General features: G+C 66.3%; 20 protein-coding genes. 13 read left to right on the top strand and 7 right to left on the bottom strand.

Going from position 1 to position 25,851, the window contains the following annotated elements:
* Window positions 1-51: 51 nt before the first annotated feature.
* The 4 genes from trxA to E6C70_RS11315 all read right to left on the bottom strand — a co-directional run bounded on the left by trxA (window position 52) and on the right by E6C70_RS11315 (window position 5,476).
* Window positions 52-375 (bottom strand): thioredoxin, encoded by a 324-nt coding sequence (gene trxA / locus E6C70_RS11330; RefSeq protein WP_136424646.1) that lies wholly within the window; start codon window positions 373-375, stop codon window positions 52-54.
* A 45-nt stretch (window positions 376-420) separates the two neighbouring features.
* Window positions 421-1,386 (bottom strand): thioredoxin-disulfide reductase, encoded by a 966-nt coding sequence (gene trxB / locus E6C70_RS11325; RefSeq protein WP_136424645.1) that lies wholly within the window; start codon window positions 1,384-1,386, stop codon window positions 421-423.
* Between the two features lie 165 nt (window positions 1,387-1,551).
* Complete coding sequence (gene murJ, locus E6C70_RS11320) at window positions 1,552-3,180, bottom strand: murein biosynthesis integral membrane protein MurJ (protein WP_328590844.1); 1,629 nt, start codon at window positions 3,178-3,180, stop codon at window positions 1,552-1,554.
* Entirely contained in the window at window positions 3,173-5,476 is a 2,304-nt protein-coding gene (locus tag E6C70_RS11315; protein ID WP_136424643.1) for a DUF6049 family protein, read from the bottom strand. Before E6C70_RS11315 ends, murJ begins: the two co-directional genes overlap by 8 nt.
* Before the next feature lie 77 nt (window positions 5,477-5,553).
* On the opposite strand from E6C70_RS11315, the gene E6C70_RS11310 reads away from it, so the two are divergent.
* The 6 genes from E6C70_RS11310 (at window position 5,554) to dnaB (ending at window position 10,718) form a co-directional block, all read left to right on the top strand.
* On the top strand, window positions 5,554-6,981 hold the full coding sequence (locus E6C70_RS11310; RefSeq protein ID WP_136424642.1) for a CCA tRNA nucleotidyltransferase: 1,428 nt from the start codon (window positions 5,554-5,556) through the stop codon (window positions 6,979-6,981).
* Between the two features lie 182 nt (window positions 6,982-7,163).
* Window positions 7,164-7,571, top strand: a complete 408-nt coding sequence (rpsF, locus tag E6C70_RS11305) for a 30S ribosomal protein S6 (RefSeq protein ID WP_136424641.1) — start codon at window positions 7,164-7,166, stop codon at window positions 7,569-7,571.
* Between the two features lie 3 nt (window positions 7,572-7,574).
* Complete coding sequence (locus E6C70_RS11300; RefSeq protein WP_136424640.1) at window positions 7,575-8,081, top strand: single-stranded DNA-binding protein; 507 nt, start codon at window positions 7,575-7,577, stop codon at window positions 8,079-8,081.
* 70 nt (window positions 8,082-8,151) lie between these two features.
* Window positions 8,152-8,412: a 30S ribosomal protein S18 gene (rpsR, locus tag E6C70_RS11295; RefSeq protein WP_055823856.1), complete on the top strand. Its 261-nt coding sequence runs from the start codon at window positions 8,152-8,154 to the stop codon at window positions 8,410-8,412.
* 11 nt (window positions 8,413-8,423) lie between these two features.
* Window positions 8,424-8,876 (top strand): 50S ribosomal protein L9, encoded by a 453-nt coding sequence (gene rplI, locus E6C70_RS11290; protein ID WP_136424639.1) that lies wholly within the window; start codon window positions 8,424-8,426, stop codon window positions 8,874-8,876.
* A gap of 465 nt (window positions 8,877-9,341) precedes the next feature.
* Window positions 9,342-10,718, top strand: coding sequence for a replicative DNA helicase (gene dnaB / locus E6C70_RS11285; RefSeq protein WP_136424638.1), 1,377 nt, complete (start codon window positions 9,342-9,344; stop codon window positions 10,716-10,718).
* Window positions 10,719-10,943: 225 nt separating this feature from the next.
* Here the strand turns inward: dnaB and E6C70_RS11280 are convergent, their stop codons facing one another.
* Both E6C70_RS11280 and E6C70_RS11275 read right to left on the bottom strand, forming a co-directional pair.
* Entirely contained in the window at window positions 10,944-11,240 is a 297-nt protein-coding gene (locus tag E6C70_RS11280) for a P-loop NTPase family protein (RefSeq protein ID WP_235833418.1), read from the bottom strand.
* An 81-nt stretch (window positions 11,241-11,321) separates the two neighbouring features.
* The gene (locus E6C70_RS11275; RefSeq protein WP_136424637.1) at window positions 11,322-11,945 is read right to left on the bottom strand and encodes a TMEM175 family protein; all 624 of its coding nucleotides are present in this window, start codon (window positions 11,943-11,945) and stop codon (window positions 11,322-11,324) included.
* A 328-nt stretch (window positions 11,946-12,273) separates the two neighbouring features.
* Here E6C70_RS11275 and E6C70_RS11270 point away from each other — a divergent pair, with 328 nt between their 5' ends.
* From E6C70_RS11270 to E6C70_RS11255, 4 genes are all read left to right on the top strand, one after another.
* A complete protein-coding gene (locus E6C70_RS11270) occupies window positions 12,274-13,185 on the top strand; it encodes a carbohydrate ABC transporter permease (protein WP_136424636.1) in 912 nt (303 codons plus the stop codon).
* Window positions 13,186-13,187: 2 nt separating this feature from the next.
* Window positions 13,188-14,135, top strand: a complete 948-nt coding sequence (locus tag E6C70_RS11265; protein ID WP_136424635.1) for a carbohydrate ABC transporter permease — start codon at window positions 13,188-13,190, stop codon at window positions 14,133-14,135.
* A 45-nt stretch (window positions 14,136-14,180) separates the two neighbouring features.
* Window positions 14,181-15,527 (top strand): ABC transporter substrate-binding protein, encoded by a 1,347-nt coding sequence (locus tag E6C70_RS11260; RefSeq protein ID WP_136424634.1) that lies wholly within the window; start codon window positions 14,181-14,183, stop codon window positions 15,525-15,527.
* A 103-nt stretch (window positions 15,528-15,630) separates the two neighbouring features.
* Window positions 15,631-16,545 (top strand): MurR/RpiR family transcriptional regulator, encoded by a 915-nt coding sequence (locus tag E6C70_RS11255; protein ID WP_136424633.1) that lies wholly within the window; start codon window positions 15,631-15,633, stop codon window positions 16,543-16,545.
* Here E6C70_RS11255 and E6C70_RS11250 read toward each other — a convergent pair.
* Window positions 16,538-18,862 (bottom strand): FAD-dependent oxidoreductase, encoded by a 2,325-nt coding sequence (locus E6C70_RS11250; RefSeq protein ID WP_136424632.1) that lies wholly within the window; start codon window positions 18,860-18,862, stop codon window positions 16,538-16,540. The genes E6C70_RS11255 and E6C70_RS11250 overlap by 8 nt on opposite strands.
* Before the next feature lie 11 nt (window positions 18,863-18,873).
* Here E6C70_RS11250 and E6C70_RS11245 point away from each other — a divergent pair, with 11 nt between their 5' ends.
* From E6C70_RS11245 to E6C70_RS11235, 3 genes are all read left to right on the top strand, one after another.
* Complete coding sequence (locus E6C70_RS11245; protein ID WP_136424631.1) at window positions 18,874-20,661, top strand: beta-galactosidase; 1,788 nt, start codon at window positions 18,874-18,876, stop codon at window positions 20,659-20,661.
* 1 nt (window position 20,662) lies between these two features.
* Window positions 20,663-22,684 (top strand): beta-galactosidase, encoded by a 2,022-nt coding sequence (locus E6C70_RS11240; RefSeq protein ID WP_136424630.1) that lies wholly within the window; start codon window positions 20,663-20,665, stop codon window positions 22,682-22,684.
* 338 nt (window positions 22,685-23,022) lie between these two features.
* Window positions 23,023-25,713: an AAA family ATPase gene (locus tag E6C70_RS11235; RefSeq protein ID WP_136424629.1), complete on the top strand. Its 2,691-nt coding sequence runs from the start codon at window positions 23,023-23,025 to the stop codon at window positions 25,711-25,713.
* Window positions 25,714-25,851 lie beyond the last annotated feature (138 nt).

The raw sequence follows: 25,851 nt of genomic DNA, 5'->3' as shown, positions 1-25,851 counted from the left end.
AAGACCCGCCCGGCGTGAGCCGGGCGGGTCTGGGTTCGACCAGGTTGCCGGCTACGCGAGGTAGGCGGCCAGGTCGGCTTCGAGGGCGGGCTTCGGCTTGGCACCGATGACGGTCTTGACGACCTCGCCACCCTGATACACCTTCATCGCGGGGATGGAGGTGATCTGGTACTTCATCGCGAGCTGCGGGTTCTCGTCGACGTTGACCTTGACGATCTCGAGCTTGTCGGAGTGCTCCGTCGCGATCTGGTCGAGGATGGGGCTCACGGCGCGACACGGGCCGCACCACTCGGCCCAGAAGTCGACGAGAACGGTCTTGTCACTCTTCAGCACTTCTTGGTCGAAGGTGGCGTCGGTGACTGCACGTGCGGTCATTGCTGATCTCCTTTGTTGAAACGATGGTGAAACGGATGCGCGGCCTCAGTGGGCTGCGACGATCTCCTCGGCCTCAGCGACGACCGAGTCGCCGAGCTGGGCCAGGTAGTGTTCGGCGTCCAAGGCGGCCACCGTTCCCGAGCCGGCAGCGGTGACCGCTTGGCGGTAGTGGGGATCGATCACGTCGCCGGCAGCGAAAACCCCGGTGAGGGAAGTCTTCGAGCTTCGACCATCGACAGCGATGGTGCCCTCGGTGGTCAAGTCGAGCTGACCATGGACGAGGTGGGTGCGCGCGTCGTTGCCGATGGCGATGAACAGTCCACCGACCTCGAGCTCACGCTCCGACCCGTCAACGGTGTCGCGAAGGATGAGCCCGGTGACGGCATCCGTTCCCGTGATGCCGACGACCTCGCTGTTCCAGACGAACTCGATCTTGGGGTCGTTGAACGCGCGCTCCTGCATGATCTTCGACGCTCGAAGGGTGTCCTTGCGGTGGATGACGACGACCTTGGAACCGAAGCGGCTGAGGAACGTCGCCTCCTCCATCGCCGAGTCACCGCCGCCGACGACCGCGATGACCTTCTCCTTGAAGAAGAAGCCGTCGCACGTCGCGCACCAGGACACGCCTCTACCCGACAGACGCTCCTCGTCGGAGAGGCCGAGCTTGCGATAGGCCGAGCCGGTGGCGAAGATGACGGCCTGAGCCTCGTGCGTGACCCCCGAGCCGAGGGTGACCTTCTTGACGTCGCCGTCGAGTTCGAGGCGCACCACGTCGTCGTAGACGACCTCGGTGCCGAAGCGCTCAGCCTGCTGCTGCATCGACATCATGAGCTCGGGTCCTTGGATGCCCTCCGGGAAGCCCGGGAAGTTCTCCACCTCGGTGGTGTTCATCAGTTCGCCGCCGGCCTCCACCGAGCTGGCGATGAGAAGGGGCTGCAACTGCGCACGGGCGGCGTAGATGGCCGCCGTGTAACCGGCAGGGCCCGATCCGATGATGATGAGCTGACGCACTGGAACTCCTTGTGAAACGCGGCGCGCGACCGGGATGGACGCTCGCTGACCGATACAACACAGTGTAGGCGGCGGGTATTCCACCCCGCCGATCGCGGGCGATGAGGCGTGAACCCGCTGATGGTGCCCGCGAATCTCCCGCGCTCAGCGTCGCACGCCCGGTCGTCAGCGGCGACGGAGACGCGCCACCACCGGCTCTGCGAACGTGCGGAGCTCGGGGGCCTTCAGCACCCAGAGCGCGCCGAAGTAGGTCACGGCCATGACCGCGCCGATGACGATCATCGAGACGATCGCCTGCGGACGCCCGGATACAGCGAAGCCGCCCTCGCGCGTGCCACCGAGGAGCACGAGAAGCAGGATGCCGAGGCCGATCGGGATGATGGATGCCGCGGCGTAGCGAGCCAGCGATGCGGCGATCCGTACCGAGTCGATGCCGTCGAGACGCCGGCGCAGAAGGAAGGCGGCGAGGAGGAGCTGTGCCGTCCCGGCGATGGAGACCGACAGCGCCACGCCGGGCGTGATGAGCGCGCTCGGGAGACTCATGCAGATGAGCACCAGCACCGAGACCAGCACCGTCTGGAACAGCGTGAAGAAGAACGGGGTCCTGGTGTCACCGAGGGCGTAGAACGAGCGCTGAACGACGAACAGGATGCAGAACGGCACCAACCCGAAGAGATAGCAGATGATGACCGTGCCGAGGGCGGCCGTCTGCGTGAAGTCGTTGTTGACGAACACCGCGGCGAAGGGATAGGCGCACACGATGAGCACGCCGGCAGCCAGAACGATGATGAGGCTGATGCCGCGGATGGATGCGGAGATGTCCGTCCTCAGGTCCGCGAGCCTGTCGTGGGCGGCGTGCTCGGCCATCCGGGTGAAGTAGGCCGTCGCTATCGACACGGCGATGACCGAGTGCGGCAGCATGAAGATGAGCCACGCGTTGTTCAAAGCGCCGACGGATGCGTCGCGAGCCTCGGGCGACGTCGCCAGAATCACGACGTTGGTCTCGACGATGCCGGCGAAAGTCGTGAGCAGGAGCATGCCGAACGTCCAGCCCGCCATCCGTCCCGCGCTGCCGAGACCGACGCCTCGCCAGCGGAAGTCCGGCCGATAGCGAAGTCCGACTCGCCGCCAGAACAGGAAGAGCACCGTCGATTGCGCGACGACCCCCAGCGTCGCACTGCCCGCGAGCAGGGCGATCATTCCAGGAGTCCACGAGGAGATCGCCCGGTGTCCGGTCGGGTCGGAGCCGAACAGGATGACGAAGGCGACGAGGCCCAGGATCGCCACGACATTGTTGAGTACGGGCGCCCAGGTGAACGGGCCGAACGCACGACGGGCGTTGAGGATCTCGCCTAACACCGTGTAGAGACCGTAGAAGAAGATCTGGGGCAGGCACCAGTACGCGAAGGCCGTCGCCAGCGCACGCTTGTCGTCGCTGATCCCGATGCTGTACAGATGGGTGATCGGGGCCGTGAGCAGCACCGCGACGACGGTCGCCGCCGCCAGGATGACGAGAGCCAGCGTCACGAGCTTGTTGATGTAGCCGCTTCCCCCGTCGGCGTGCAGGCTCGCACGCACGATCTGCGGCACGAGCACGGCGCTCAGCACGCCGCCGGCGACGATGACGTAGATCGTGTTGGGCAGTTGGTTGGCGACCGCGAACATGTCGGCGCTGACGCCCAGGGCCCCGATCGTGCTCGCGAGCACGATGGCCTTGACGAAGCCGAGGATGCGCGAGACGACCGTTCCCGACGCCAGGAAGGCACTTGCGCGACCGATGCCGCCGTCAGCCACGGGCGTCGCCATCATCTTCGGCGACGTGCTCGGGCGCCTTGGTGCGCTCCGGGATGGCAGGTGCACCCGCGGAATCGTTCGTGCCATCGGCCTGCTCATCCGCCCGATCCGGAGTCGCGTTCCCCACACCCGCGGTCGAGCCATCCGGGGTCGCATCCCCCGCACCCGATGTCGCTGTCGCGCCATCCGCCGCGCTATCCCCGACAGTCGCACGCTCGCGCCGCCGGCGACGGATGCTCCGCCAGATGCCGATGCCGAAGAAGCCCACCGCCAGCACGCCGATGATGAGGGCACCGAGGCCCTCCCAGTCGGCCTGCACATTGACACCGATGGTCGATGACGGGCTCAACTGCACGCCGGTCGGACTGAACGCGGTCACTGTCAGTTCCACCGGACCGCTACCGATCTGGGCCGTGACCGGGATGTTGACCGTGTTGGTCGACCCAGCCTGGATGGTGGCCTCGATGGTCTGGTCGACGACGAGTCGCCCGTTCGACGGCACGGCACGGATGGTGACATCCACGGGGGACGAGTACGCGTTCTTGATGGTGACGGGGATGTGGGTCGGGCTGCCGACGACGAGGACGTCACTGGATGGCACGACGGAGACCGAGCCCAGGATCGACTGCGTTCTGGTCTCGTGGTCGTCGACCGCGGTCGCCCAATAGGCCGGCTCACTCGCCCATCCCACGCCGAGGAGCGCAAGCACCCGTGACCGCTCGTCACCCGTCAGGGGTGCCGGGTCGGCGAGTGCGCTGGAGAAGGCCCCGAGCTGAGCCTCCCCTGTCGCGAGTCGGATGGCGGCAGAGGTGCGTAGGGCGCTCTCGTTCCCGTCGCTCAGCGTGACGGCGTCTGGTGTTGCGGCGAGAGCCGTCGAGAACCCCGCCGGGGCGGCCCACGGCAGCCCCGACAGCGCATCGAGCGTGTCGGGCAGACGCGTGGAGGTGGGGGGCCAGCCACGGTCGAGCGCCGCGAGCACGGGCGCGCCGGCCGAATCGGTCGCCGCGACGGCGAGTACGGCTGCTGCCTCATCCACCGAGGCGCGCCATCCGTCGTCGGTGAGGGCGGTCGCCGCCCTGCTGGCGGCTGCCGAGAGTCGGGCGTCGGCGATGGCGATTCGGTTGCCGCCAGCCGTGGCTGAGGCGCGAGGGGTCGTGGCCGGAGCACTCGCGAGGTCGTCACTCGAGACGATCGATGTGGTCAGGCCACTTGCCGCGAAGAACGCCGGGTCGGAGGCCTTCACCCCACCCGTCAGAGGCCACGCGATGCCGGTCGCGGTGTAGTTCCACGCCAGCAACGACGCCAGATCAGGAACCGGAGTCGTCGTGGGGGCCGGGGTGGGCGTCGGGGCGACGCTGGGAGTGGCATTCGTGGTCGGGGTCGCGCCCGCCGGGAAGTTCTTCGCGTCGATCGCGTAGGCCAGGGAGGTGGGTGCCAGGAGGGCCGGGTACCCGGCCTGGGCCTGCGTCGAGGGGTCGGCATCGGCGTACCCGAGTGCGAAGGTCTCGTTGGGCAGAGAGGCGAGGCGCGCCAGCCAGTCGGTGGCGGATGTCGGCGCGGCCGTTCCGAGCACGCGGATGGAGGCGATGATCATCGGGTCGATGCCCACCGCAACCTCGCGTCCGGTGACGCCGTCGAGTTGCCGGGTGAGGATGCCGCCGGGACGGGTGAGCTTGGTGAGGTCGTCGGCGGAGAGCAGGCCGGTCGCGGCGGGCGGCGCCGTGATGGGGCGGACGACGGCCATCGGCACGGGAGCGACTGGCTGCCCGGCGTACCAGGTGAGCACGCCCCGACCCTGCGCGGTCGTATCGGGATCGGCCGTGAAGCTCGCGACCAGCCCTCGGACACCCCAGTCCGCGCCGTCGAGCCCGATCGACGCTGCGGGGATGGTGAGAGGGATGACGGTCGTCCCGGCGGGGAGGAGTCGGGGGGTCGGAGCGGCGGCGGACGGGCCGTCCGGCAGCGCGACGTCGTCCGACCCGAACCACGCGTCGAGTGCGGAGCGGGTCGCGATGCGCGTGCGGTCGAGCACGAGGGTGAGGGAACCCGCGGCGATCGCGTCCGATCCCGCGTTGGTGACGGTCACGTCGACGTGCAGGTCCTGTCCGGGCCCCAGTTGCGGCTGAGCCGCGGACACCGCCACGCTCACTCCGGACTCGGCAGCGCTCGCGGCATCCGGTGACGATACCAGCGGCAGCGCGAGGGCGAGAAGGGCGATGATCAGCGCCGTCACGATGCGCGCGCGTGCCGGATGCCGGTGCGCCGGCCGGAGCGCAGGGGTCATCGCGGCCGTCATGTGGGCGATTCTACGGCGTGGCACCGGAGCGCCTCCTGAGCGCGCCGGGCGCGGCCGTGCCGTTTAGGCTGTGAAGCATGCACAGCGTCGCCGAAGCACTCGTGCGCCTGGGCGAGGTAGCCGAAAGTGCGCCGGTCACGCGGCTGTCCGCGGCATTCGCCGCCGCCGGCCACGAGCTCGCCCTCGTCGGCGGACCTGTGCGCGACGCCTTCCTCGGCCGAGTCGCCAACGACCTCGACTTCGCAACGGATGCCACCCCCGAGCAGATCCTCGACATCGTTCGCCCGATCAGCGAGGCGCACTGGGACATCGGGAGGCAGTTCGGCACGATCGGGGCGAAGATCGCCGGGGAGACCGTCGAGGTCACCACCTACCGCGCGGACAGCTACGACGGCACGAGTCGCAAGCCCGACGTCGTCTTCGGTACGTCGCTCGAGGCGGACCTGCTGCGGCGCGACTTCACCGTCAACGCGCTGGCCCTGCGTCTGCCTCAGCTGCAGCTGGTCGATCCATCCGGCGGCATCGAGGACATGCTCGAGGGACGGCTGCGCACGCCATCCGCCCCCTCCTCCTCCTTCGGCGACGACCCCCTGCGGATGCTGCGGGCCTGCCGTTTCACGGCGCAGCTCGACTTCCTCGTCGACGACGCGACCGAGGCCGCCCTCGAGGAGCTGGCCCCCAGCATCCGTCGCATCTCGGCCGAGCGGGTGAACGAGGAGCTCTCCAAGCTGCTGCGGACCGACGACCCGCGCCGAGGGCTCGAGCTGCTCGTCGACACCGGTCTGGCGGCGGAGGTGCTGCCCGAACTGCCCGCGCTGCGCCTGGAAATGGACGAGCACCACCATCACAAGGACGTCTACCAGCACAGCCTCACCGTCCTCGAGCAGGCGATCGCCTACGAGAAGGCCCGCGGTGTGCTGCGCTCCCCCGACCTCGTGCTGCGCCTCGCCGCCCTGCTGCACGACATCGGCAAGCCGGCCACCCGCAGGCTCGAGGCGGCGGGCGCCGTGACCTTCCACCACCACGACGTCGTGGGGGCCAAGCTCGCGCGCCGACGGCTGCGGGAGCTGCGGTTCGACAACGACACCATCGACGCGGTGTCCAAGCTCATCGAGCTCCACCTCCGCTTCTTCGGGTACAGCGACGGCGTGTGGACCGACAGCGCGGTGCGCCGCTACGTGCGGGACGCGGGCGACCAGCTCGAACGCCTGCACATCCTGACCCGGGCGGATGTCACCACTCGCAACAAGCGCAAGGCCGACCGGCTGGCCTTCGCCTACGACGACATCGAGCGTCGCATCGCCGAGCTCGCGGAGCAGGAGGAGCTGAACGCGGTGCGCCCCGACCTCGACGGAGAGCAGATCATGGCGCTGCTCGGCATCCGTCCCGGCCGCGAGGTGGGGCAGGCTTACCGTTTCCTGCTCGAGCTGCGTCTCGACGAGGGGCCGCTGGGCCCGGATGTCGCCGCCGATCGACTGCGCGCCTGGTGGGCCGCGCGGTCCTGAGGTCGATGACCTGGGCTCGATAGCCCCGCGTGAAGTGGCGCGGATGTGCGCAGGGAGCAGGGGTCGGGTACACTGGGCAGGTTGTCTGAGTGCCGCTGTCGCGGCCTCCTCGGATGGCACATGCACAACCCTCCTGCTGCAGAGATACTGCAGCCGTTCAGTCCGAAGGAGGTGGGTTAGTCATGCATCAGTACGAATTGATGGTCATCCTCGATCCCGAGATCGACGAGCGCACCGTCGCTCCGAGCCTCGACAAGTTCCTCAATGTCGTCCGTAACGATGGTGGAACCATCGAGAAGGTCGACATCTGGGGCAAGCGTCGCCTGGCCTATGAGATCAACAAGAAGTCAGAGGGCATCTACGCCGTCGTCGACTTCACCGCCGAGGCGGCCACCACGTCGGAGCTCGACCGCCAGCTGAAGCTCAGCGAGGCCGTCATGCGCACCAAGGTGCTCCGGGCAGAAGAGGCGATCGCACAGGTCGCCGTCGCCGCCAAGCTGGCCGACGAGAAGGCCGCCCGCAAGGCAGCCAACGCTTCGAAGGCGCCCGCCGCTGCAGCTCCGAAGGCTGCCGCCGAGGCCAAGGCCTAGTCCATGGCCGGCGAGACGATCATCACTGTGGTGGGCAACCTCACCGCGGACCCCGAGCTGCGTTACACGCAGGGGGGCCTGGCGGTTGCCAACTTCACCATCGCTTCCACGCCGCGCACGTTCGATCGTGCCGCGAACGACTGGAAGGACGGCGAAGCGCTGTTCCTGCGTGCGAGCTGCTGGCGTGAATTCGCCGAGCACGTCGCGGGATCGCTGACCAAGGGTTCACGCGTCATCGCTACCGGGCGGCTCAAGCAGCGCTCATACGAGACCAAAGAGGGCGAGAAGCGCACAGCCATCGAACTCGAGGTCGACGAGATCGGCCCCTCGCTCCGTTACGCCACCGCATCGGTGACCCGTGCGCAGTCCTCCGGTGGAGGACAGCGCGGTGGTTCCGGCCAGGTGGGCGGCGGAAACGACGAGCCGTGGGCACCCAGCGCCCCCGCCGCCTCCGGCGGTTCGGACGTCTGGAACACCCCGGGCAGCTACAGCGACGAGACCCCCTTCTAGGCCCAAGCGGCCTTCCTGACGGATGCGCAGGCATCCGTTCGAACACTCAACTTCTTCAAAAGGAAAAACAATGGCTGGAAAGAGCAGCGGCGATCGCCGCAAGCCGCTCCGCGGAGGCAAGGGCAAGAACGCCGCCCCCGCAAAGAGCATCCGCGTCGGCGTCATCGACTACAAGGATGTCGCTACGCTTCGCAAGTTCATCTCCGAGCGTGGAAAGATCCGCGCCCGCCGTATCACCGGCGTCTCCGTCCAGGAGCAGCGCCTCATCGCCCGTGCCGTCAAGAACGCCCGCGAAATGGCGCTCCTGCCCTACGCCGGCAGCGGCCGCTAAGGAGGCACAGGATGTCCAAGCTGATTCTCACGCACGAGGTCTCCGGCCTCGGTTCCGCCGGCGATGTCGTCGAGGTCAAGAACGGGTACGCCCGCAACTACCTCATTCCCCAGGGCTTCGCCGTCGCCTTCACGCGGGGCGGCGCCAAGCAGGTCGAGCAGATCAAGTCCGCTCGCTCCGCTCGTGAACTCGCCACCCTCGAGGAGGCGCAGTCGCTCAAGGCGAAGCTCGAGTCGACCAAGGTGAAGCTCACCGTCAAGACGGGCTCCGAAGGACGCCTGTTCGGATCGGTCAAGACCGCCGACATCGCGGCTGCCGTCGCGGCTGCCGGGCTGGGCGACGTCGACAAGCGCACCATCGAGATCCCGAGCGCCATCAAGGTGACCGGCGACCACGAGGCCACCGTTCGTCTGCACGACGAGCTGTCGGCCACGATCACCCTTCAGGTGGTCTCGGCCAAGTAGCTTTCACGCACGGTGTAGCGGCATCCCACGGGGTGCCGCTACACCCGTTTAAGGGGCTACCGCAAGGAAATCAGCCGTGCCGTTTCCTCATGTTTGTACACAGGTGCCGGTTGCTCGTGGAGAGTCTCATCCACGGGTTCAGACTATTTTCTACACACAGGGTGTGACATGAGTTAGTCCTGTTCAGGGGCCTATTGCTGTTCGAAAATAGTTGTCTGTCCACAGGTCTTTCTACAGGGTTTGCACACGACACGCGGCGTTTCGCGCAGATTCTCCCCAACGTTATCCACAGGGCGTGTTGTGGCATCGCCCTGCCATCCGTATGGTGAGCGAGTCGGTACAGAATACGACCACCCGGTCAGCCGCCAGACGATGTCGGCGGCTACTGATATCCATGGAAGAGGGTCGCTCGAGCGACCCACGGCCAGAGGTCCCGTGCGGCCGTTTTCCAACAGGAGGTGCTGAGTGTCGATCGCTCATCTGGGCCTCGCCGAACCGTGGGATGCTGACGGCGCGCGACCGCCGGCCGAGCGCACTCCCCCCCACGACCTTCTCGCCGAGCAGAGCGCATTGGGCGGCATGCTTCTCAGCAAGGATGCGGTCGCCGACGTGGTCGAGACACTCCGGGGTCCCGACTTCTACATCCCCAAGCACGAGCTCATCTTCGACGCCATCCTCGCGTTGTACTCCCACGGTGAGCCGACCGACGTCATCGCGGTCACCGATGAACTGACCAAGTCCGGAGAGCTCTCACGGGCCGGCGGCGCCGACTACCTCCATACGCTCACGGCCCTCGTCCCGACGGCCGCCAACGCCGGCTACTACGCCGAGATCGTCGCCGAGCGCGCCCTGCTCCGCCGGCTGGTCGAGGCGGGCACCCGCATCGTTCAGATGGGTTACGCGGGCGAGGGTGAACCGCTCGACCTGGTCAACAATGCCCAGGCCGAGATCTACTCGGTCACGGGCAGCACCGAAAGCGAGGACTACATCCCGCTCACCGAGGCCGTCACGGTCGCCATCGACGAGATCGAGGCGGCCAAGCACACCGACGGGCGGATGACGGGGGTCCCGACCGGCTTCGCCGACCTCGACGACCTCACCAACGGGTTCCACCCCGGCCAGATGATCATCGTCGCCGCGCGCCCCGCCCTCGGAAAGTCCACGCTCGCCCTCGACTTCGCCCGTTCCGCCGCCATCGGCAACGACCTGCCCACCATCTTCTTCTCGCTCGAGATGGGGCGCAGTGAGATCGCGATGCGACTGCTGTCGGCAGAGGCATCCGTCCCCCTGCAGAGCATGCGCAAGGGCACCGTCGATGCCCGCGACTGGACGACCATCGCCGCCACTCGCGGTCGCATCAACGACGCGCCGCTCTACATCGACGACAGCCCCAACATGACGCTCGTCGAGATCCGCGCCAAGTGCCGCCGACTCAAGCAGCGCGTGGGCCTCAAGATGGTCGTCATCGACTACCTGCAGCTGATGACGAGCGGCAAGCGCGTCGAGAGCCGCCAGCAGGAGGTCAGCGAGTTCTCGCGCGCCCTCAAGCTGCTCGCCAAGGAGCTGCAGGTGCCCGTCATCGCGCTCTCCCAGCTCAACCGTGGACCCGAGCAGCGCGCCGACAAGCTCCCCGCCATCAGCGACCTGCGTGAGTCCGGCTCGATCGAGCAGGACGCCGACATGGTCATCCTCCTCCACCGCGAGAGCGCCTACGAGAAGGAGAACCCGCGCGCCGGCGAGGCCGACCTCATCGTGGCCAAGCACCGCAACGGCCCCACCCGCACGGTCACGGTCGCGTTCCACGGCCACTTCTCGCGGTTCGCGGATCTGGCGCCGGCGTAGGAACTTTTGACGGGTGACTGGTGTAGGGATTTTTCCGAGTTGTCCATTTCTCGGATGAAATGTCCACGCGGTGTCCATTTGGACATTTCTTCAATCGCGGCGCACGCCACACACCTGTGAGTGGTTGCTGAGGGCAGCCTCGCTATCGAGGGAGCGAGGAGCTGGCGCCGGTGAGCCCAGAGCGAGTCGTGCCGGTTGCGGTGCTCGCGGAGTCAGTGAGCACCGTCAACAACGCTCGATCACTCGCTCGACCTCGAGACGCTCGATATCTCGCGTGAGGAAAAGGAGCTCGCGGCAGCTGTCAGGCTGAACTGGAAGAGGTCGGGGTGGTGGCGTCAAACAAGCTGAGATCCGGACCCCACCTTGACGGTATGGCATGGGTCTCTGACGTCGAATTGGGTTGTACCTCAGGCCGACGGTAAGTGCGCGGCCGGCCGTTGATCGTAACCGCTCCGCCGTGCACAGGCTCATCTCCCGGATGATGCGCAGCAGAGTCGTCTGGCCGGCGCCGTTCCCGCCGATCAGCGGGGTGGTCGAGCCCTCGCCGACGCGGAAAGAGGTCTCGTCCAGCAGCGGCCATCCGGAAGGCTGCTCGAATGCGAGTCAGGCGCCCCGGCCGCGCAGAAGCCTGGTTAGGGGACCGTCGAGGAAGAAGAGCAGGAAGGCGATCGAGCCGATGAACGGCGCGACCAGCACAACGAGCGCGGAGATCAGGAGAGCGCTCAGCGCGCGGCGTCCGTTCGTCCGGGCATCGATTCCGGCGAGATCGGGCAGCATGACGTCGCGGTGACGGACCGCCCACATCCACTGCAGCCAGCTGATCAGAATCGCGAAGAAGAACGTCACCGGCATCAACAATCGGCCCGCGACCCATTCCGAGTACTCCGTCGTCAGGCTGGTGGCGAACGGCACCAGGACGATGAACAGGAGCCGCGCATTGTTGAGCCAGATCAGCACGGAATCCACCCGGGCGATGTGCTCGAACTGCTGAACGTGGGTCATCCACAGAAGGCACAGCAGCAGGAAGCTGAGCGCGAAGTTGACGAAAAGCTCCCACATGCCCCCGAGGGCTGCCCACATCTCGGCATCCGAGTCGATGGAGCCGAGCGCGTAGGTGGTGAGGTCGAGCACCAGCAGCGTGGCGGCGATGGCGAACACGCCGTCCGTGAACGCCTCGAGCCGGGTGGTCCCCTGGGTTGCGGCGGGGTGCGTCCGCTGCCTGATCACGCGACCAGCGTAGCGATCACGTCGGTCGGGGGGCGGGCAGACCCATGCGTGTGCCGGAACCTCGCAGAACGTCGTCAGATGACGGATGCCGCGCCCGTATCAACACCTCCGGTTGTCGAGGAGTGCCCCGTGGCGTATCGAGGACATCGCCTTGGGGAAGCGGAGGCGGTTCCATTGGGGTCTCGTGTGCTGACACCGGCTACTGCATCATAAGAATTTGCACAGGAGTCGTACAGGGAGTTCTCATCTGCAAATTATTTGACAAAACGGGTCGAGAATGGCAATCTCTCCTAAGCGCCTCACCGGCGCTCTTGAAGCTCGAGGAACCATGACGACGACGTTGACGCCATCCCGCCGCACCGGCCGCGGTCGGCGAGGAGTACGGGGGCAGGTCGGCTGGGTGTTCGTCGGCCCGTTCGTCGCGATATTCCTGCTCGTGCTGATCGCGCCGCTCGTCTACGCGATCTGGCTGAGCTTCTTCCAAGATCGCCTGATCGGCGGGGTGTCGTTTGTCGGCATCGCGAACTTCGTTGACGCGTTCACCGACGGTCAGCTCTGGTCGGCGATTGGCAGAGTGATGCGGATCATGGCCGTGCAGGTGCCGGTCATGCTGCTCCTCGCGCTGTTTTGCGCACTGGCCATTGACAGCGCCCGCTTGGCTTGGGCGCCGTTCTTCCGACTGATGGTGTTCCTGCCGTACGCGGTTCCCGGCGTGGTTGCCGCCCTGATGTGGGGCTATATCTACGGTCCCCGGTTCGGCTTGGTGGGCGATGTCAGCTCGTTCCTCGGAATCCCACTGCCTGATCCGCTCGGGCCGGACTTCGTACTGCTGGCGATCGGCAACATCTCGACCTGGCTCTTCACCGGCTACAACATGCTGGTCTATATCTCGGCGTTGAAGACGATTCCGACCGATCTGTACGAGGCGGCCGAACTCGACGGGGCGGGGCCCTTCCGGGTTATCCGCAGCATCAAGCTGCCGGCGCTGCGCCCGGCTATCACCATCACGGTGATGTTCTCGGTCATCGGATCGTTCCAGCTTTTCAACGAACCGAACATCCTGCGGCCGCTCTCGCCCAACGTGATCACGAGCGACTTCACGCCCAACATGTACGCCTACACGCTTTCGTTCGCCGGCGGCCAGTACAACTCCGCCGCCACCGTCGCCATCGTGGTCGGCGTGCTGACGATGATCGCCGCCTACGCCGTGCAGTTCATCGGCGCAAGGAGGGAGCGCTGATCATGGCCGTCGCCTTCGATGACACTCTCGCTCGTGACGCGGAGTCCGCTACTCGCACCTTGACCACCGTCGGCTCTCGGCGCCGGGGTCGGCGACCTGCGTCACGTCGCCCGCAGCGATCGTGGTGGCTGACGGCATCGATGTTCCTGGTGCTTGCCTACATGCTGCTGCCGCTCGTGTGGCTGGTGGTCTCATCGACCAAGACGCAGGAGTCGCTGTTCACCAGCTTCGGCCTCTGGTTCGCGCAGCCGTTCTCGCTGTGGGACAACCTCGTGGGCGTCTTCACCTACGACGGAGGCATCTACGGCCAGTGGCTGCTCAACACGCTGATGTACGTGGTCGTCGGCGCCGGAGGAGCGACCCTGCTGGCCACCCTCGCCGGCTACGGGCTCGCCAAGTTCGATTTCACCGGCAAACGCCTCGTGATGGCCCTGGTCATCGGAGCGATCGCCATTCCCGCGACCGCCCTGACGGTGCCGACCTTTCTCCTCTTCAGCAACCTCGGACTCACCAACACGCCATGGGCCGTCATCCTGCCCTCGCTCATCAGCCCGTTCGGCATGTTCCTGATGTGGGTCTACGCCCGCGACGCCGTACCGACCGAACTGCTCGAGGCGGCACGCATGGACGGCGCAGGTGAGTTGCGGACCTTCTTCAGCATCTCTTCTCGGATGCTGGGACCCGGCGTCGTCTCGGTGCTGCTCCTTGAGGTCGTCGGCTCGTGGAACAACTACTTCCTCCCGCTGATCATGCTCAACGACCCGCGCTGGTATCCGCTCACCGTCGGCCTGAACCAGTGGAACAACCAGGCCACGACCCAGGGCGGCGAGATCATCTACAACCTCGTCATCACCGGCTCGCTGGTCATGATCGTGCCCCTCGTCATCGCATTCCTCCTCCTCCAGCGCTTCTGGCAAGCCGGCCTCGCCGCCGGTGCCGTCAAGGCGTGACCGACCCATCCCGTTCGAACCAATCCCATCCCGAAAGGCAAGTACATGAAGCACCTCACTCCTCGCCGTCGAGCAACGCGGCTCGTCGCCGCAGTCACGGGAGTAGCCCTCGCGGCAGCGGCAATGTCCGGTTGCGCCACCGGCGGACCGGCCGCGGCCCCCACGCCCGACGTCGACCTCGACGCGGTGCTCGACGAGCCCGCAGAGCTCACCCTGTGGAGCTGGTCGACGAACGTGCAGGCGGTCGTGGACGCGTTCGAGAAGAAGTACCCCAAGATCTCGATCGAGGTCGTCAACGTCGGAACCGGCAACGACCACTACACGAAGCTGCAGAACGCGATCAAGGCCGGCAAGGGCGCGCCCGACATCGCCACGATGGAATACAACGTGGTGCCACAGTTCGCGCTGGAGGACTCGATCGTCGACCTGAAGACTTTCGGGTTCGAGAAATACGAGGACGAATTCACTCCCGCCGCATGGTCAGCGGTCAACGTAGGTGACGGCCTGTACGAGCTCCCACACAACTCCGGCCCGATGGCGCTGTTCTACAACGAGAGTGTGTTCACCAACCTCGGCGTCGAGGTCCCCACGACCTGGGATGAGTACCTCGACGCCGCGCGCGAGATCCACGCCGCCGATCCTGAGGCGTACATCGCCGCAGACACCGGCGACTTCGGCTTCACCCAGAGTATGATCTGGGCGTTCGGTGGGCAGCCGTTCCAGACCAACGGCTCCGAGATCACCATCGACCTCGCTGACAAAGGCACGACCGCGTTCGCCGACTTCTACCAGCAACTGATCGACGAAGACTTGCTCGCACCCGTGTCGTCGTGGAGCGACGAATGGTACAAGGGCCTCGCCTCTGGAAAGATCGCGACCCTCGCAACGGGCGCGTGGTTTGCAGGAACCCTCGCATCCGGAGTCAAGGACGGCGCCGGCCAATGGCGCGTCGCACCTCTGCCCACCGTGGCGAAGGGCGATACGGCCAGCTCCATGAACGGTGGCGGCGGGTTCGTCATCCCGAAGCAGAGCACCAAGCAGGCAGCCGCCGCGGCGTTCCTCCGCTACATGGAGACCGGCGAAGGCCGGGCGATCTGGATCGCGGCCGGACAGTTCCCGACGATGAAGGAAGACCTCGAGTCGGCCGACTTCTTGGCTGCGAAGAACGATTACTTCGGTGGCCAGGAGATCAACAAGATCTTCGCTCAGTCGGCGGCCGACGCTCTGCCGGGGTGGCAGTTCCTGCCCTACAACAGCTACGCCGGCACGATCTTCGGCGATTACGTCGGCAAGGCCTACCTCGGTGAGGCGACGCTGGCGGATGCGCTGCAGTCCTGGGGTGACGCGCTCGGCGAGTACGGCACGGAACAGGGGTTCTCGGTCAACAAGTAGCGCTCTGAACGGGCACAAGGACCCTGCGGGTCGACCGCCACCGACACTCGGTGGCGGTCGACCCATTGCCGCATCACCCCGACCATAGACTCGGAAGGACAGCATGACGATCGAAGTGACACGGAGGCCGACCCGGATGGAGAAAGCCGCCCAGGCCGACCCCCTGCAGACTCTGCGCGACGCCCTGCCGGTGCTCTCCGGCGCCAAGCGCGTTGTCGCGGAAGTGATCCTGACCGACCCGGGATTCGCCGGCTCGGCATCGATCACGGCGCTGGCCGAACGTGCGAACTCCCAGCCCGCGACCATCACGCGCCTGGCCACGGGGCTCGGCTTCAGCGGATACCCCTCCCTGCGCGCGGCGATCGCCGAAGAGAACGGACGCGGCACGCAGGCGGGCTGGGAGACCGACATCGGCACGGAGATCGCTCCGACCGACTCCGCCGAGCAGGTCGTCAGCGTCCTCGCGTCGCGGCAGTTCGCGGCGATGCGCAGCTCGATGTCATCACTCGACTTGGATCTCATTGAGCAGCTCGCCGACCATATCGTTGCGGCGCGTCGCGTGGCGTTGTTCGCGCAGTGGGGAGATCTGCCGTCGGCCCAGGAACTGCAGATGCGGCTCATGCGCATGGGCGTGCACAGCTGGCTGCACGAAGTCGGCTACGAATCCGAGGTCGCGGGCGCCCTGATGGCGCCGGGCGACGTCGCGCTGGTGCTCTGCCGCGCGGGGGAGAGCGACCTCGCCCAGCGGTTCTTCACTGTGGCGCGCGGCCGCGGCGCGACAACAGCCGTGATCACGGGCGAACCCGAATCGACCCTGGGCAAGGCGGCGGATCTCGCGGTCTTCACCGGAACACGTCTCGGCGGCTCGTGGACCGACTACTTCGCCGGGCGGGTCAGCGACTCATTCGTGACTTCACTGCTGTTTGTGCTTGTCGCGCAGCGCGTTCCTGCCGCCGTGCGCACCGGTGCCGCGCATCTGCTGTACAACCAGCCGCGCGACCCGGGCGCGGTCAGCTGACGATCGAGCCGGCGTGTTCGGGAGCGAACACTCGCACGCCGTGTACCATCGCGTGTTCGTCGCCGTTGGTCGCGTCGACGACGAGGCGCAGCGCACTTGTCTCGACAGGTACCTTGAGCGTGTGGCGACGGAGACGGCGCCGGTTACCGCTGTCGACGACGACGTCTACCCATCCACTGTCTGATTCGTACTGCAGACGATAGTCGCGCACGAGCTCAGGCATGACTTCGAACGGCGTGCGGTGGTGGTGCAGATTGATGAGGTCCTCGTCGACGTCGTCGTTGAAGATCAGCTCGATGCCGCCGACCCGCTGCGGCTGATCCCAGCGCAACTCGATGTGCTCGGAATCGTCCCCGTGGAGCGGCGCGGAGGACCACAGCTGCGGCCCGCGGAACGGCCGGGCGTAGCCGCCCACGGTCATCGAGGGACGGTACGCCTGCGTGTCGGGCTCGACGCGCACCGCGACGCTCTTGCGCCGCAGCTCGACGGCTGACCATGCGTTCGTCTGCGGGTACGCCTCGTTCTGCGGTGCAGTGAAGTGCGGGGCGCGGCTAAGCAGACCGAGCACGCCGTACGGCGCGCGGGTATCCGAGACCACGGCCGACACACCGGCGCGGCGACGAATCACAACAACGACGTCTTCGCTCGCTTCGGGTGCGTGGGTGAACTCCGCCCGCGCCCACTCGCGGCCATGCGGGATCGCGACACGCACGGTGTCGAGATGACACACCGGAATGTGGTTCTCGCCGCGGCCGGTGCTCCACAGCTCTATGTCGATCTCGGTCGTCGAGTCACTCTCGAGCAGCACCTCGACGGCGTCCAGTTGCGGGTCGATTGGCAGATGAATGCCCAGGTCTCGGCCCGAGAGATCAAGGAGAATGGCGTCCTCGGCGGGCTCCGTGTCGAGGGATTCGAGGGTGGAGGATGCCGTGACGCGCGCCGTCAGGGCAAGGTCACGCGGGTCGTCCCATTCGATGCCCAGCATCGCGGCATCCCCGCGCAGGAGCGACCGTCGCAGCTCGTCTAGCCGATCGGTCGCGAGCGTCCGCGGGGTGATCCCGGCAAGTGCGGCCAGGGCCGCGCCAGCGCCGGCGGCCTCGCCTGTCACCGCGCACGTGCCCATCACCCGGATCGTGCCGAAGGCGACGTGCGTGGCCGAGATGTCGCGCCCCGCAAAGAGGAGGTTCTCGACATTCACCGAATAGAGGCTGCGGAACGGGATGTGATAAACCCCCGAGGTGTGCAGGTGCTTCGAGCCGGGCTCGGTCGCGTACATGCCTCCCGGTGGATGCAGATCAATCGACCAGCCGCCGATGCCGATCGCATCGTCGAACCGGGTTTGCGCCATGATGTCATGCTGGGTCAGTGTGTGGTCGCCGATGAAGCGGCGGTACTCCCGCTTGCCCGGCACAGACCCGACCCACTCGAGGGTGAGCGTCTCCGCGTCGTACTCGCCCGAGTTCTTGATGTGGTCCCAGATGCCGTAGATCACGGCCCACAGCTCGTCGCGGATCTCCTCGTTGGCGGCAACGGCGTCAAGAGTGCCACCCCATTCGATCCACCAGTAGTCGCAGCCGTTGTCGGTTGCCTGAATGCGTCGGTGCGCCAGGATCGGCGTCGCGGAGATGTCTTTCGCGATCGACGGCGGAACGTACCGGACGGGGGCGCCGGTGTTTTTCGTGTAAAAGAGGAGGGTCGAGCCGAGCATGTCGCCGTCCGCGACCTCGGGCGCCCATTCCTCGCCGAACTCCGACCGCGCCTCACGCCCCTCGCGATACCGTGCGCCTGCGAGAGCCCCGACGGTGCCGTCGCCCGTGCAGTCCAGGAACATGGCGGCCGTGAACCGGAACGACTTCTCGGTGCCGAGCTGCCACCCGGTCACGGCAGAGATGTGGCGGGCGTGTTCCGGGCCGGAAGCTTCAACATCCCTCACGTCGGTGTTCAGGAAGAGACGGATGCCGGGCTCCGCTCGCACCGCGTCGAGCACGACCTGGTCCCAGAAATACGGGTTGCCCTCGGGGTTGCGGTACTGGTTCTCGAGGAACAGCTCACCCATGATGCCGGTCTCGCGGGCGTACTTCTGCGCGTCGTGAGCCGTCGCGCCACACACCCAGACGCGAACCTCGCTACTGGAATTCCCGCCGAGGACGGGCCGGTTGCCGACGAGCGCCACTGTGGCGCCCCGGCGGGCGGCGGCGATCGCGGCGGCCACGCCGGCAAGTCCACCGCCGATGACCGCGACATCCACCTCGACATTCACGGGGTGCAGCACTGGTTCCTCCGTTAGATCAGCAGGGCGCACCTGCGTGCAAATCATTTCCTCTCGCGATGTTACGCTCGAAGCGTGTTGAAAAGAAATTGCAACTCGTGACGTCGCGATTTGTCATTGGAGACGAGGACTTCCTGCTCGATGGGGAGCCGTTCCGTGTCCTCTCGGGCGCGCTTCACTACTTCCGGGTGCACCCCGATCAGTGGGCGGAGCGCATCCGTGCCGCCAAGATCATGGGGCTTAACACGATCGAGACTTATGTCGCGTGGAACCAACACGCGCCGACCCCCGATACCTTCGATGTGACCGGTCGGCTCGATCTCGCCGCGTTCCTCGACACCGTCTCTGCTGAGGGTTTGCACGCGATCGTGCGGCCCGGACCATACATCTGCGCGGAATTCGACAACGGCGGGCTGCCGGGCTGGCTCACGCACAGGCCCGACATTGCGCTTCGCTCGAGCGACCCGGCGTACCTCGATCCGGTCGAGGACTACCTGACGCGCGTGATCGCCATCGTCCGCCCGCGCCAGATCGATGTGGGCGGCCCGGTCATCCTGATGCAGATCGAGAACGAGTACGGCGCGTACGGCGACGATGCGGTGTACCTGCGCCGGCTGGTGGATCTGCACCGCGAACAGGGCATCACGGTGCCGTTCACGACGATCGACCAGCCTCAGCACGCGATGCTCACCGCTGGGGGATTGCCCGACATCCTCCGCACCGCGTCGTTCGGATCGAAGGCTGCTGAGCGGCTGCGCACCCTCCGAGCACACCAGCCGTCGGGACCCCTGATGTGCGCCGAGTTCTGGGACGGCTGGTTCGACAACTGGGGAGGCATCCACCACACCACGAGCGCTGCGGAGGCCGCCGCGGAGCTCGATGCGCTGCTGACGGCCGGCGCATCCGTCAACATCTACATGTTCCACGGTGGCACGAACTTCGGGCTGACGAACGGCGCGAACCACAAGGGGCGGTACGTGCCGATCGCGACGACGTACGACTACGACGCCCCGCTGGACGAGCTCGGCCGGCCGACCGACAAGTACTGGGCGTTCCGTACGGTCATAGCCCGGCACTTTCCGGTGCCGGAGCCCCATTTTGAGGCGGTGCAATCGCCCGTCGAGCTTGATGCCGTCTTCGAGGAGGGTGCGGCACTGCACGAACTGCCAGTTCACGGCGTGGCCACGGTGAGTGCTGACGGGCCGCCGACCTTCGATGACATCGGTCACTATCGAGGCATCGCGGTCTACACGGCAGACATCAGCGGGTGCGGCGAGAGTGTGCTCGAAATAGATGAGGTACGCGACCGAGCATGGGTGAGTGTCGACGGGCGGCGCATCGGCATTCTCACTCGCAGCTCGTACGAGCGCGCGCTGCTGCTGCCCCCCGGCAACCGGCTCGAGATCCTCGTCGAGGACCAGGGGCGCGTGAACTACGGGCCACGCCTGGGGGAGGCAAAGGGACTGATGGGTCCGATCCTCCTGGGGGGTCGGCCGCTCGAGCAGTGGGTCATTGCGCCCGTCGATCTGGACGTGATCACCGATCTACCCCTTCGGTCGTTGGACGGCGGCCTCCCGCACGCAGCGGCCGTCGTTCAGGCGGAGTTCGATCTCGACCAGGCGGACGATCTGATCCTCGACACGTCCACCCTGGGTAAGGGCTTCGCCTGGGTGAACGGGTTCTTCCTAGGCAGGTACTGGCAGGTCGGACCGCAGCGCACTCTCTACGTACCCCGACCGGTGACCGTGGCAGGGGCAAATACGCTCACGGTCCTTGAACTGGATGTGCTCACCACGCGCTCCGTGCGATTCGTATCCGCGCCAGATCTCGGCCCTGAGGAGGAGTGAGATGAGCGTTCCAAACGTGTGGCCGGCGATCGACGGCATCGCCTACGGCGGCGACTACACGCCCGAACAGTGGCCGCGGGAAGTGTGGCACGAAGACATCCGCCTCATGCGCGAAGCCGGCGTCAATCTGCTCAGCATCGGCATCTTCACCTGGGCGCTGCTGGAAATCGACGAAGGCGAGTTCGATTTCGCCTGGCTCGACGAGCTCATTGAGCTTCTGCACACGAACGGCATCGCCGTCGACCTCGGCACACCGACGGCCGCACCGCCGGCATGGTTCTACGCGCGATACCCCGACGCTCGCGTGGTCACGGCGGACGGCGTCGCGCTGGGCACGGGATCACGAGGGATGGCGTCGCCGTCCGCCCCCGAGTATCGGGCAGCGACAGTGCGTGTCGCGACCGAGCTCGCGCGTCGTTATGGATCGCACCCGGCCGTCGTGCTCTGGCATGTACACAACGAATACGGTGCGCCGATCGCCGCCGACTATTCCCCACACGCGGTGCGCGCCTTCCGCGAGTGGCTGCAGCAGCGCTACGACAGCCTGGACGCGCTCAACACCGCGTGGGGCACCGCCTTCTGGGGTCAGCAGTACCGCAACTGGGAACACATCGACGTGCCGCGGACGGCCGCTTCGACGATCAACCCCGCGCAGCAACTCGACTTCGCGCGATTCACCGACTATCAGCTGCGTGCATGCTTCATCGCCGAGCGCGACGCCATCCGTGCGCACGCTGAACAGCCGATCACGACGAACTTCATGGCGAACCAGATTGGTGTGGCCGACCTCTGGGCGTGGGCGGAAGAAGTTGACATCGTCTCGGACGACCATTACCTCGACGCCGCCGACCCTGAAGCCGAGATCGGTCTCGCGATCGCCGCTGACCTCACCCGATCGGTCGCGCGTGGTCGCCCGTGGATCCTCATGGAGCACTCCACGTCGGCGGTGAACTGGCAGTCCCGGAACATCGCCAAACGCCCGGGGGAGATGCAGCGAAACTCGCTTGCGCACGTCGCCCGCGGAGCCGACGCGGTGATGTTTTTCCAATGGCGCGCGTCCCGCTCGGGCGCGGAGAAGTTCCACTCAGCCATGGTCCCGCACGCTGGTACCGAGTCGCGCGGCTGGCGTGAGGTCGTCGATCTCGGGGCCACATTGAAGCGGATCTCGGAAATCCGCGGATCAGTTGTCAAGGCAGACGTCGCGATGCTCTGGGACTTCGAGTCCTTCTGGGCAGAAGAGCTCGAGTGGCGGCCGTCTGTGGACATCGATCACATCGAGCGGACGCGTGCGTTCTACGAGCAGCTATGGCGCGACGGTATCACCGTCGACTTCGCGCTGCCCTCGCACGACCTTTCGCGCTACCGGCTCGTCGTCGTACCGGCGCAGTACCTCCTCCGCGCGGAGGATGCTGCGAACCTCACGCGGTACGTCGAGAACGGTGGCACGCTCGTCGTGTCATACTTCTCCGCGATCGTCGATGAGAACGACGCCGTGCACTCAGGCGGATTCGTATCCGTGCTGCGCGATGTGCTGGGCGTCCGTGTCCAAGAGTTTCTGCCCCTGCGCAAGGGGCATCGCGCCGGTATCACCTGGGGCGACCCGACGTTAACCGACACGGACTCGGACATCTGGCAGGAGGACCTTGTCGTCGGCGAAGCCGAGATCGTTGCGTCGTTCGCAGAAGGCCCTGCGGCCGGTGGTGCAGCCGTCACTCGGAACGTGCGAGGCCTGGGTGCGGCTTGGTACGTTGGCACGCGACTCGACAGTGTCGGACTGAAACGGCTCATGCATGCCTCCTACGCCGATGCGGGCATCTCAGCTGTCAAGACGGACGGGCTCGAGGTGGTCTCACGCAGGCGGGGTGCGGAACACTTCACGGTTGCGATCAACCACCGAGATCGGCCCGGCGTACTCGATCTCCACGGCCAGGACCTGATCTCGGGCGAGCGTTTTGCAGGCGAGACCGAAATCTCGGCCGGTGCTGTAGTCGTGGTGCGGGGGCTCGTTGTGGACAGCGACTAGGGGACTAGCACCAGTTCTTACACACCGTCCAGCACGCGCTGTTCGACGCCGGCGGCGAACCTCTCCGTGCTACTCCCACACCAGGAACGTCACACGCGGGACGGCTGAGCGCCGTCAGCTAGCCGTCGGCAGTCGCTAAAGCGTTGGCAAACGATCGGGGTTCACAAGGTTCGTCCTCGTCACGGTCGCTGGTTGACCCTTGTGTTCATTCGCGCTTTCGGACGGTGAGCGTCGCGGCTGAAAAGAACTCCCAGGTCTGTCAAGGCGCAACTGCAAGGCATTCGCCCTCGCGATGTGATCGCCGTGATTAGTAGGGTCGATGGGGGAGGGGCGGGCGAGTGAAATGGCGTGAGGAAGACCTGGAGACAGTCGCCGCCATGCTCGCCGCATCCCGGTCAGGACGCCCTGCAGTGTTGACCATCGTCGGGGAAGCTGGCATGGGCAAGTCGAGCCTGCTCCGCGATGTTGTCCGTGACGCGAACGACTTCGTTGTCCTCCGCGCTGAAGGGCAGGACGCGAATTCTGCCGAGCCGTACGAGTTGATCGGGCAATGGGATGTGTCCGACGTGCGAGCGCCCGGAGGGTCGCTCAAAGATCCGATCCTGGTCGCGCAGCAACTCCGCCAGATGGTGGATACCGCCGCCGATCGCGGGCCCGTTCTTTTAGCGGTGGACGACTTGCACTGGAGTGACCGAGAGTCGGTCGAAGCGCTCTATTGGCTTGCCCAGCGTGCTGTTGCAGAGAACGTACTGATCGTCGTCACCAGTCGGCCCGATGGGATGGTGAAGCATTCCGAGTGGGCGCGGCTCGGGGCGCGGGGCGGCAACTTCGCGCGCATCGATCTGCTTCCCTGGAAAGGGGCGGCCGCGCGAACGCTCGTGCAAGACATCTATCCGGGGGCGGCGGACTGGGTCGTCGAGCGGCTCGTCGCTCACACGGGCGGGAATCCGCTATACATGCGGTCATTGCTGCGTCAGTACTCCCCGCGGGAGCTGGCCGTCATGGAACCGATGCCGGCACCCCGCGAGCTGGCTGGCAGCGTGCGCGAGGAGATCGCGTCAATCTCGGAGTCTGCTGCCGCCTTGCTCAACGCCGTGGCCGTATTGGGATCGCGATGGATTCCACTGCCCCAGGCTGCCTTTGTCGCCGGCGTGGATGACCCCGCCGCAGCCACTGAGATCCTAATCTCGCGAGGACTGCTTGAACATCGAGCGTTGGAGCCAGGCTCCCCCGTACGGATCGTGCATGCACTCGTGCGAACTGCCGTCTACCAAAGCATCGGCCTGACCGAGCGCCGCGAACTGCACCTGCGTGCGGCCGCCCATGCCTCCTCCCCTGGCGAAGCACTTGAGCATCGCGTGGCCGGGACCTATGCCTTCGACGACTCGCTGGCCGGCAACCTGGTGGCTGCGGCAGAAGCCGCCGCCGCGGACGTGCAATACCGCAAAGCCGCTCATTTCTACAGGCTGGCCGGCTCCATCACTAGTGACCCCAGTCTCGCCATTTCGCGCCGACTCGAGGCGCTTTTCCACATGGTTCTCGCGCGAGATCTGGACGCGGCTGAAGCCGAAATGGACACGATCGACCGCACGGGTGACCAGGTGCGATTTACCCTCGTTCAAGGCGCCCTGCTGCATGCCCAGAAGAAGCTCGAAAGGGCCGCCGCCGTGTTCGCCTCCCTCCCAGTCGAGGCACTGGAGAGCGCCGATTCCCGCACCCGGTATCGTTTTGCAGTTCTGCAGCTGCACACGGGCATCGGGCGCGGATACGAGCGCGAGGAATTGCTGCCGCTGCTTGCACGGGCGGATGCCGAGCCGGTCCGTGATCCTGCCATCGCCGTGCTGCACGTCCCCAGCGCGGGTCAGCTGGGCCTCCGCAGCGGCGACGCAGCAACCATCCTCGACACTCTTGACGCTCTGCCGTCACAGCCCGACAGGACTTCGCTCGCGCAGACGCTCGAGCTGGGATGGAGAGGAAGCCTGTTCCTCTTCAGCGGCGCCGCCGAAGAAGCGGAGAACGATCTGATCGAGGTCACGAGACGGATGCACGCCGGACAGGTGTCCTCGGTGGCGGAAGGGGTGTATGACGCCTTCCTCGGCCTGGCACGCTGGCAGCGGGGCGCGTGGGATCTCGCACGCGCCGACCTCGACATCGCCGCCGAATCCAGCTTCCCCGGTGCTCATCCCATCGTGGAGGCCATCAGGCCTGTGGCGTCGATCATCGACGGGGCGTGGGACGACGCGGATGGCCTGCTCTCATCCTTCACACCCCGTCTCCGAGACGCCCCCTGGTGGGAAGCGTTGGAACTGCACGTGGTTTCGCGCGTCGTGTACGCGCACGCCAAAGGAGATCCGCATGCCCAGGCGAACCTGTTTCCGACGCTGGTGGAGCAGTTCGGCGATCGGTTCCACGATCTCCGTGCGTATGTAGCGCCCTTCATTCTGTTTCACCTATCTTTGTCGGCAATTTGGGCGGGAGAGCTCACCGCCGCCCGCCAGTACGATCACCTCCTCAGCACCGGCCCCTATCGCCCCGCCTGGATGTCCTGGGGTGTGCCGTGGCTGCGTGCCCTCGCCAGCGAACACGCCGGCCATCTTTCTCAAGCCGGCCAGCTCGCCCGCTCCGCGGCCGCCGTGACCAGCACACCTACCGAGTTGCCGTTGTATCGCTGTCACCTTCTAGCTGACCTGTCCCGCATCGCCTCGGCGAACGGGCAGGACGATCTCGCGAGGACCGCACGTGAGCGGGCGGTGACCGGGTACCGGGACCTGCAGGCTCCCGTTTACGCACGACTTTTCAGCGCCGACACCCCCGCAACGACCTCACGGCCGGACGTACTTGCCGCGCTCTCGCCCCGAGAACGCGATGTGGCGACGCTGATCACCTCCGGGCTGAGCTACGCACAGGTGGCGCGCGATCTGTATCTCTCCCCCAGCACGGTGTCCTTTCACCTGACGAACATTTATGCCAAGACGGGCGTGACGTCCCGTCACGGGCTTACGGAGCTCGCTCGCTCGGCGGTCGCGTAATCCAGCCTCGTCGCCCCTCATCGACCTGAGAACTGGGAGAAAGTCCCGGGTGCGGCAGGCGTGCGTGCCTTGACACTGGTGAGCATCCCCCTCCTGCTGCGGCAGAAGAGGGTTCACCGGGAGCGTCCGCTCCACGTC

Source organism: Orlajensenia flava (genome assembly GCF_004801905.1).
Taxonomy (GTDB): Bacteria; Actinomycetota; Actinomycetes; order Actinomycetales; family Microbacteriaceae; genus Orlajensenia; species Orlajensenia flava.
This window is presented reverse-complemented; position numbering and strand designations above follow the sequence as displayed.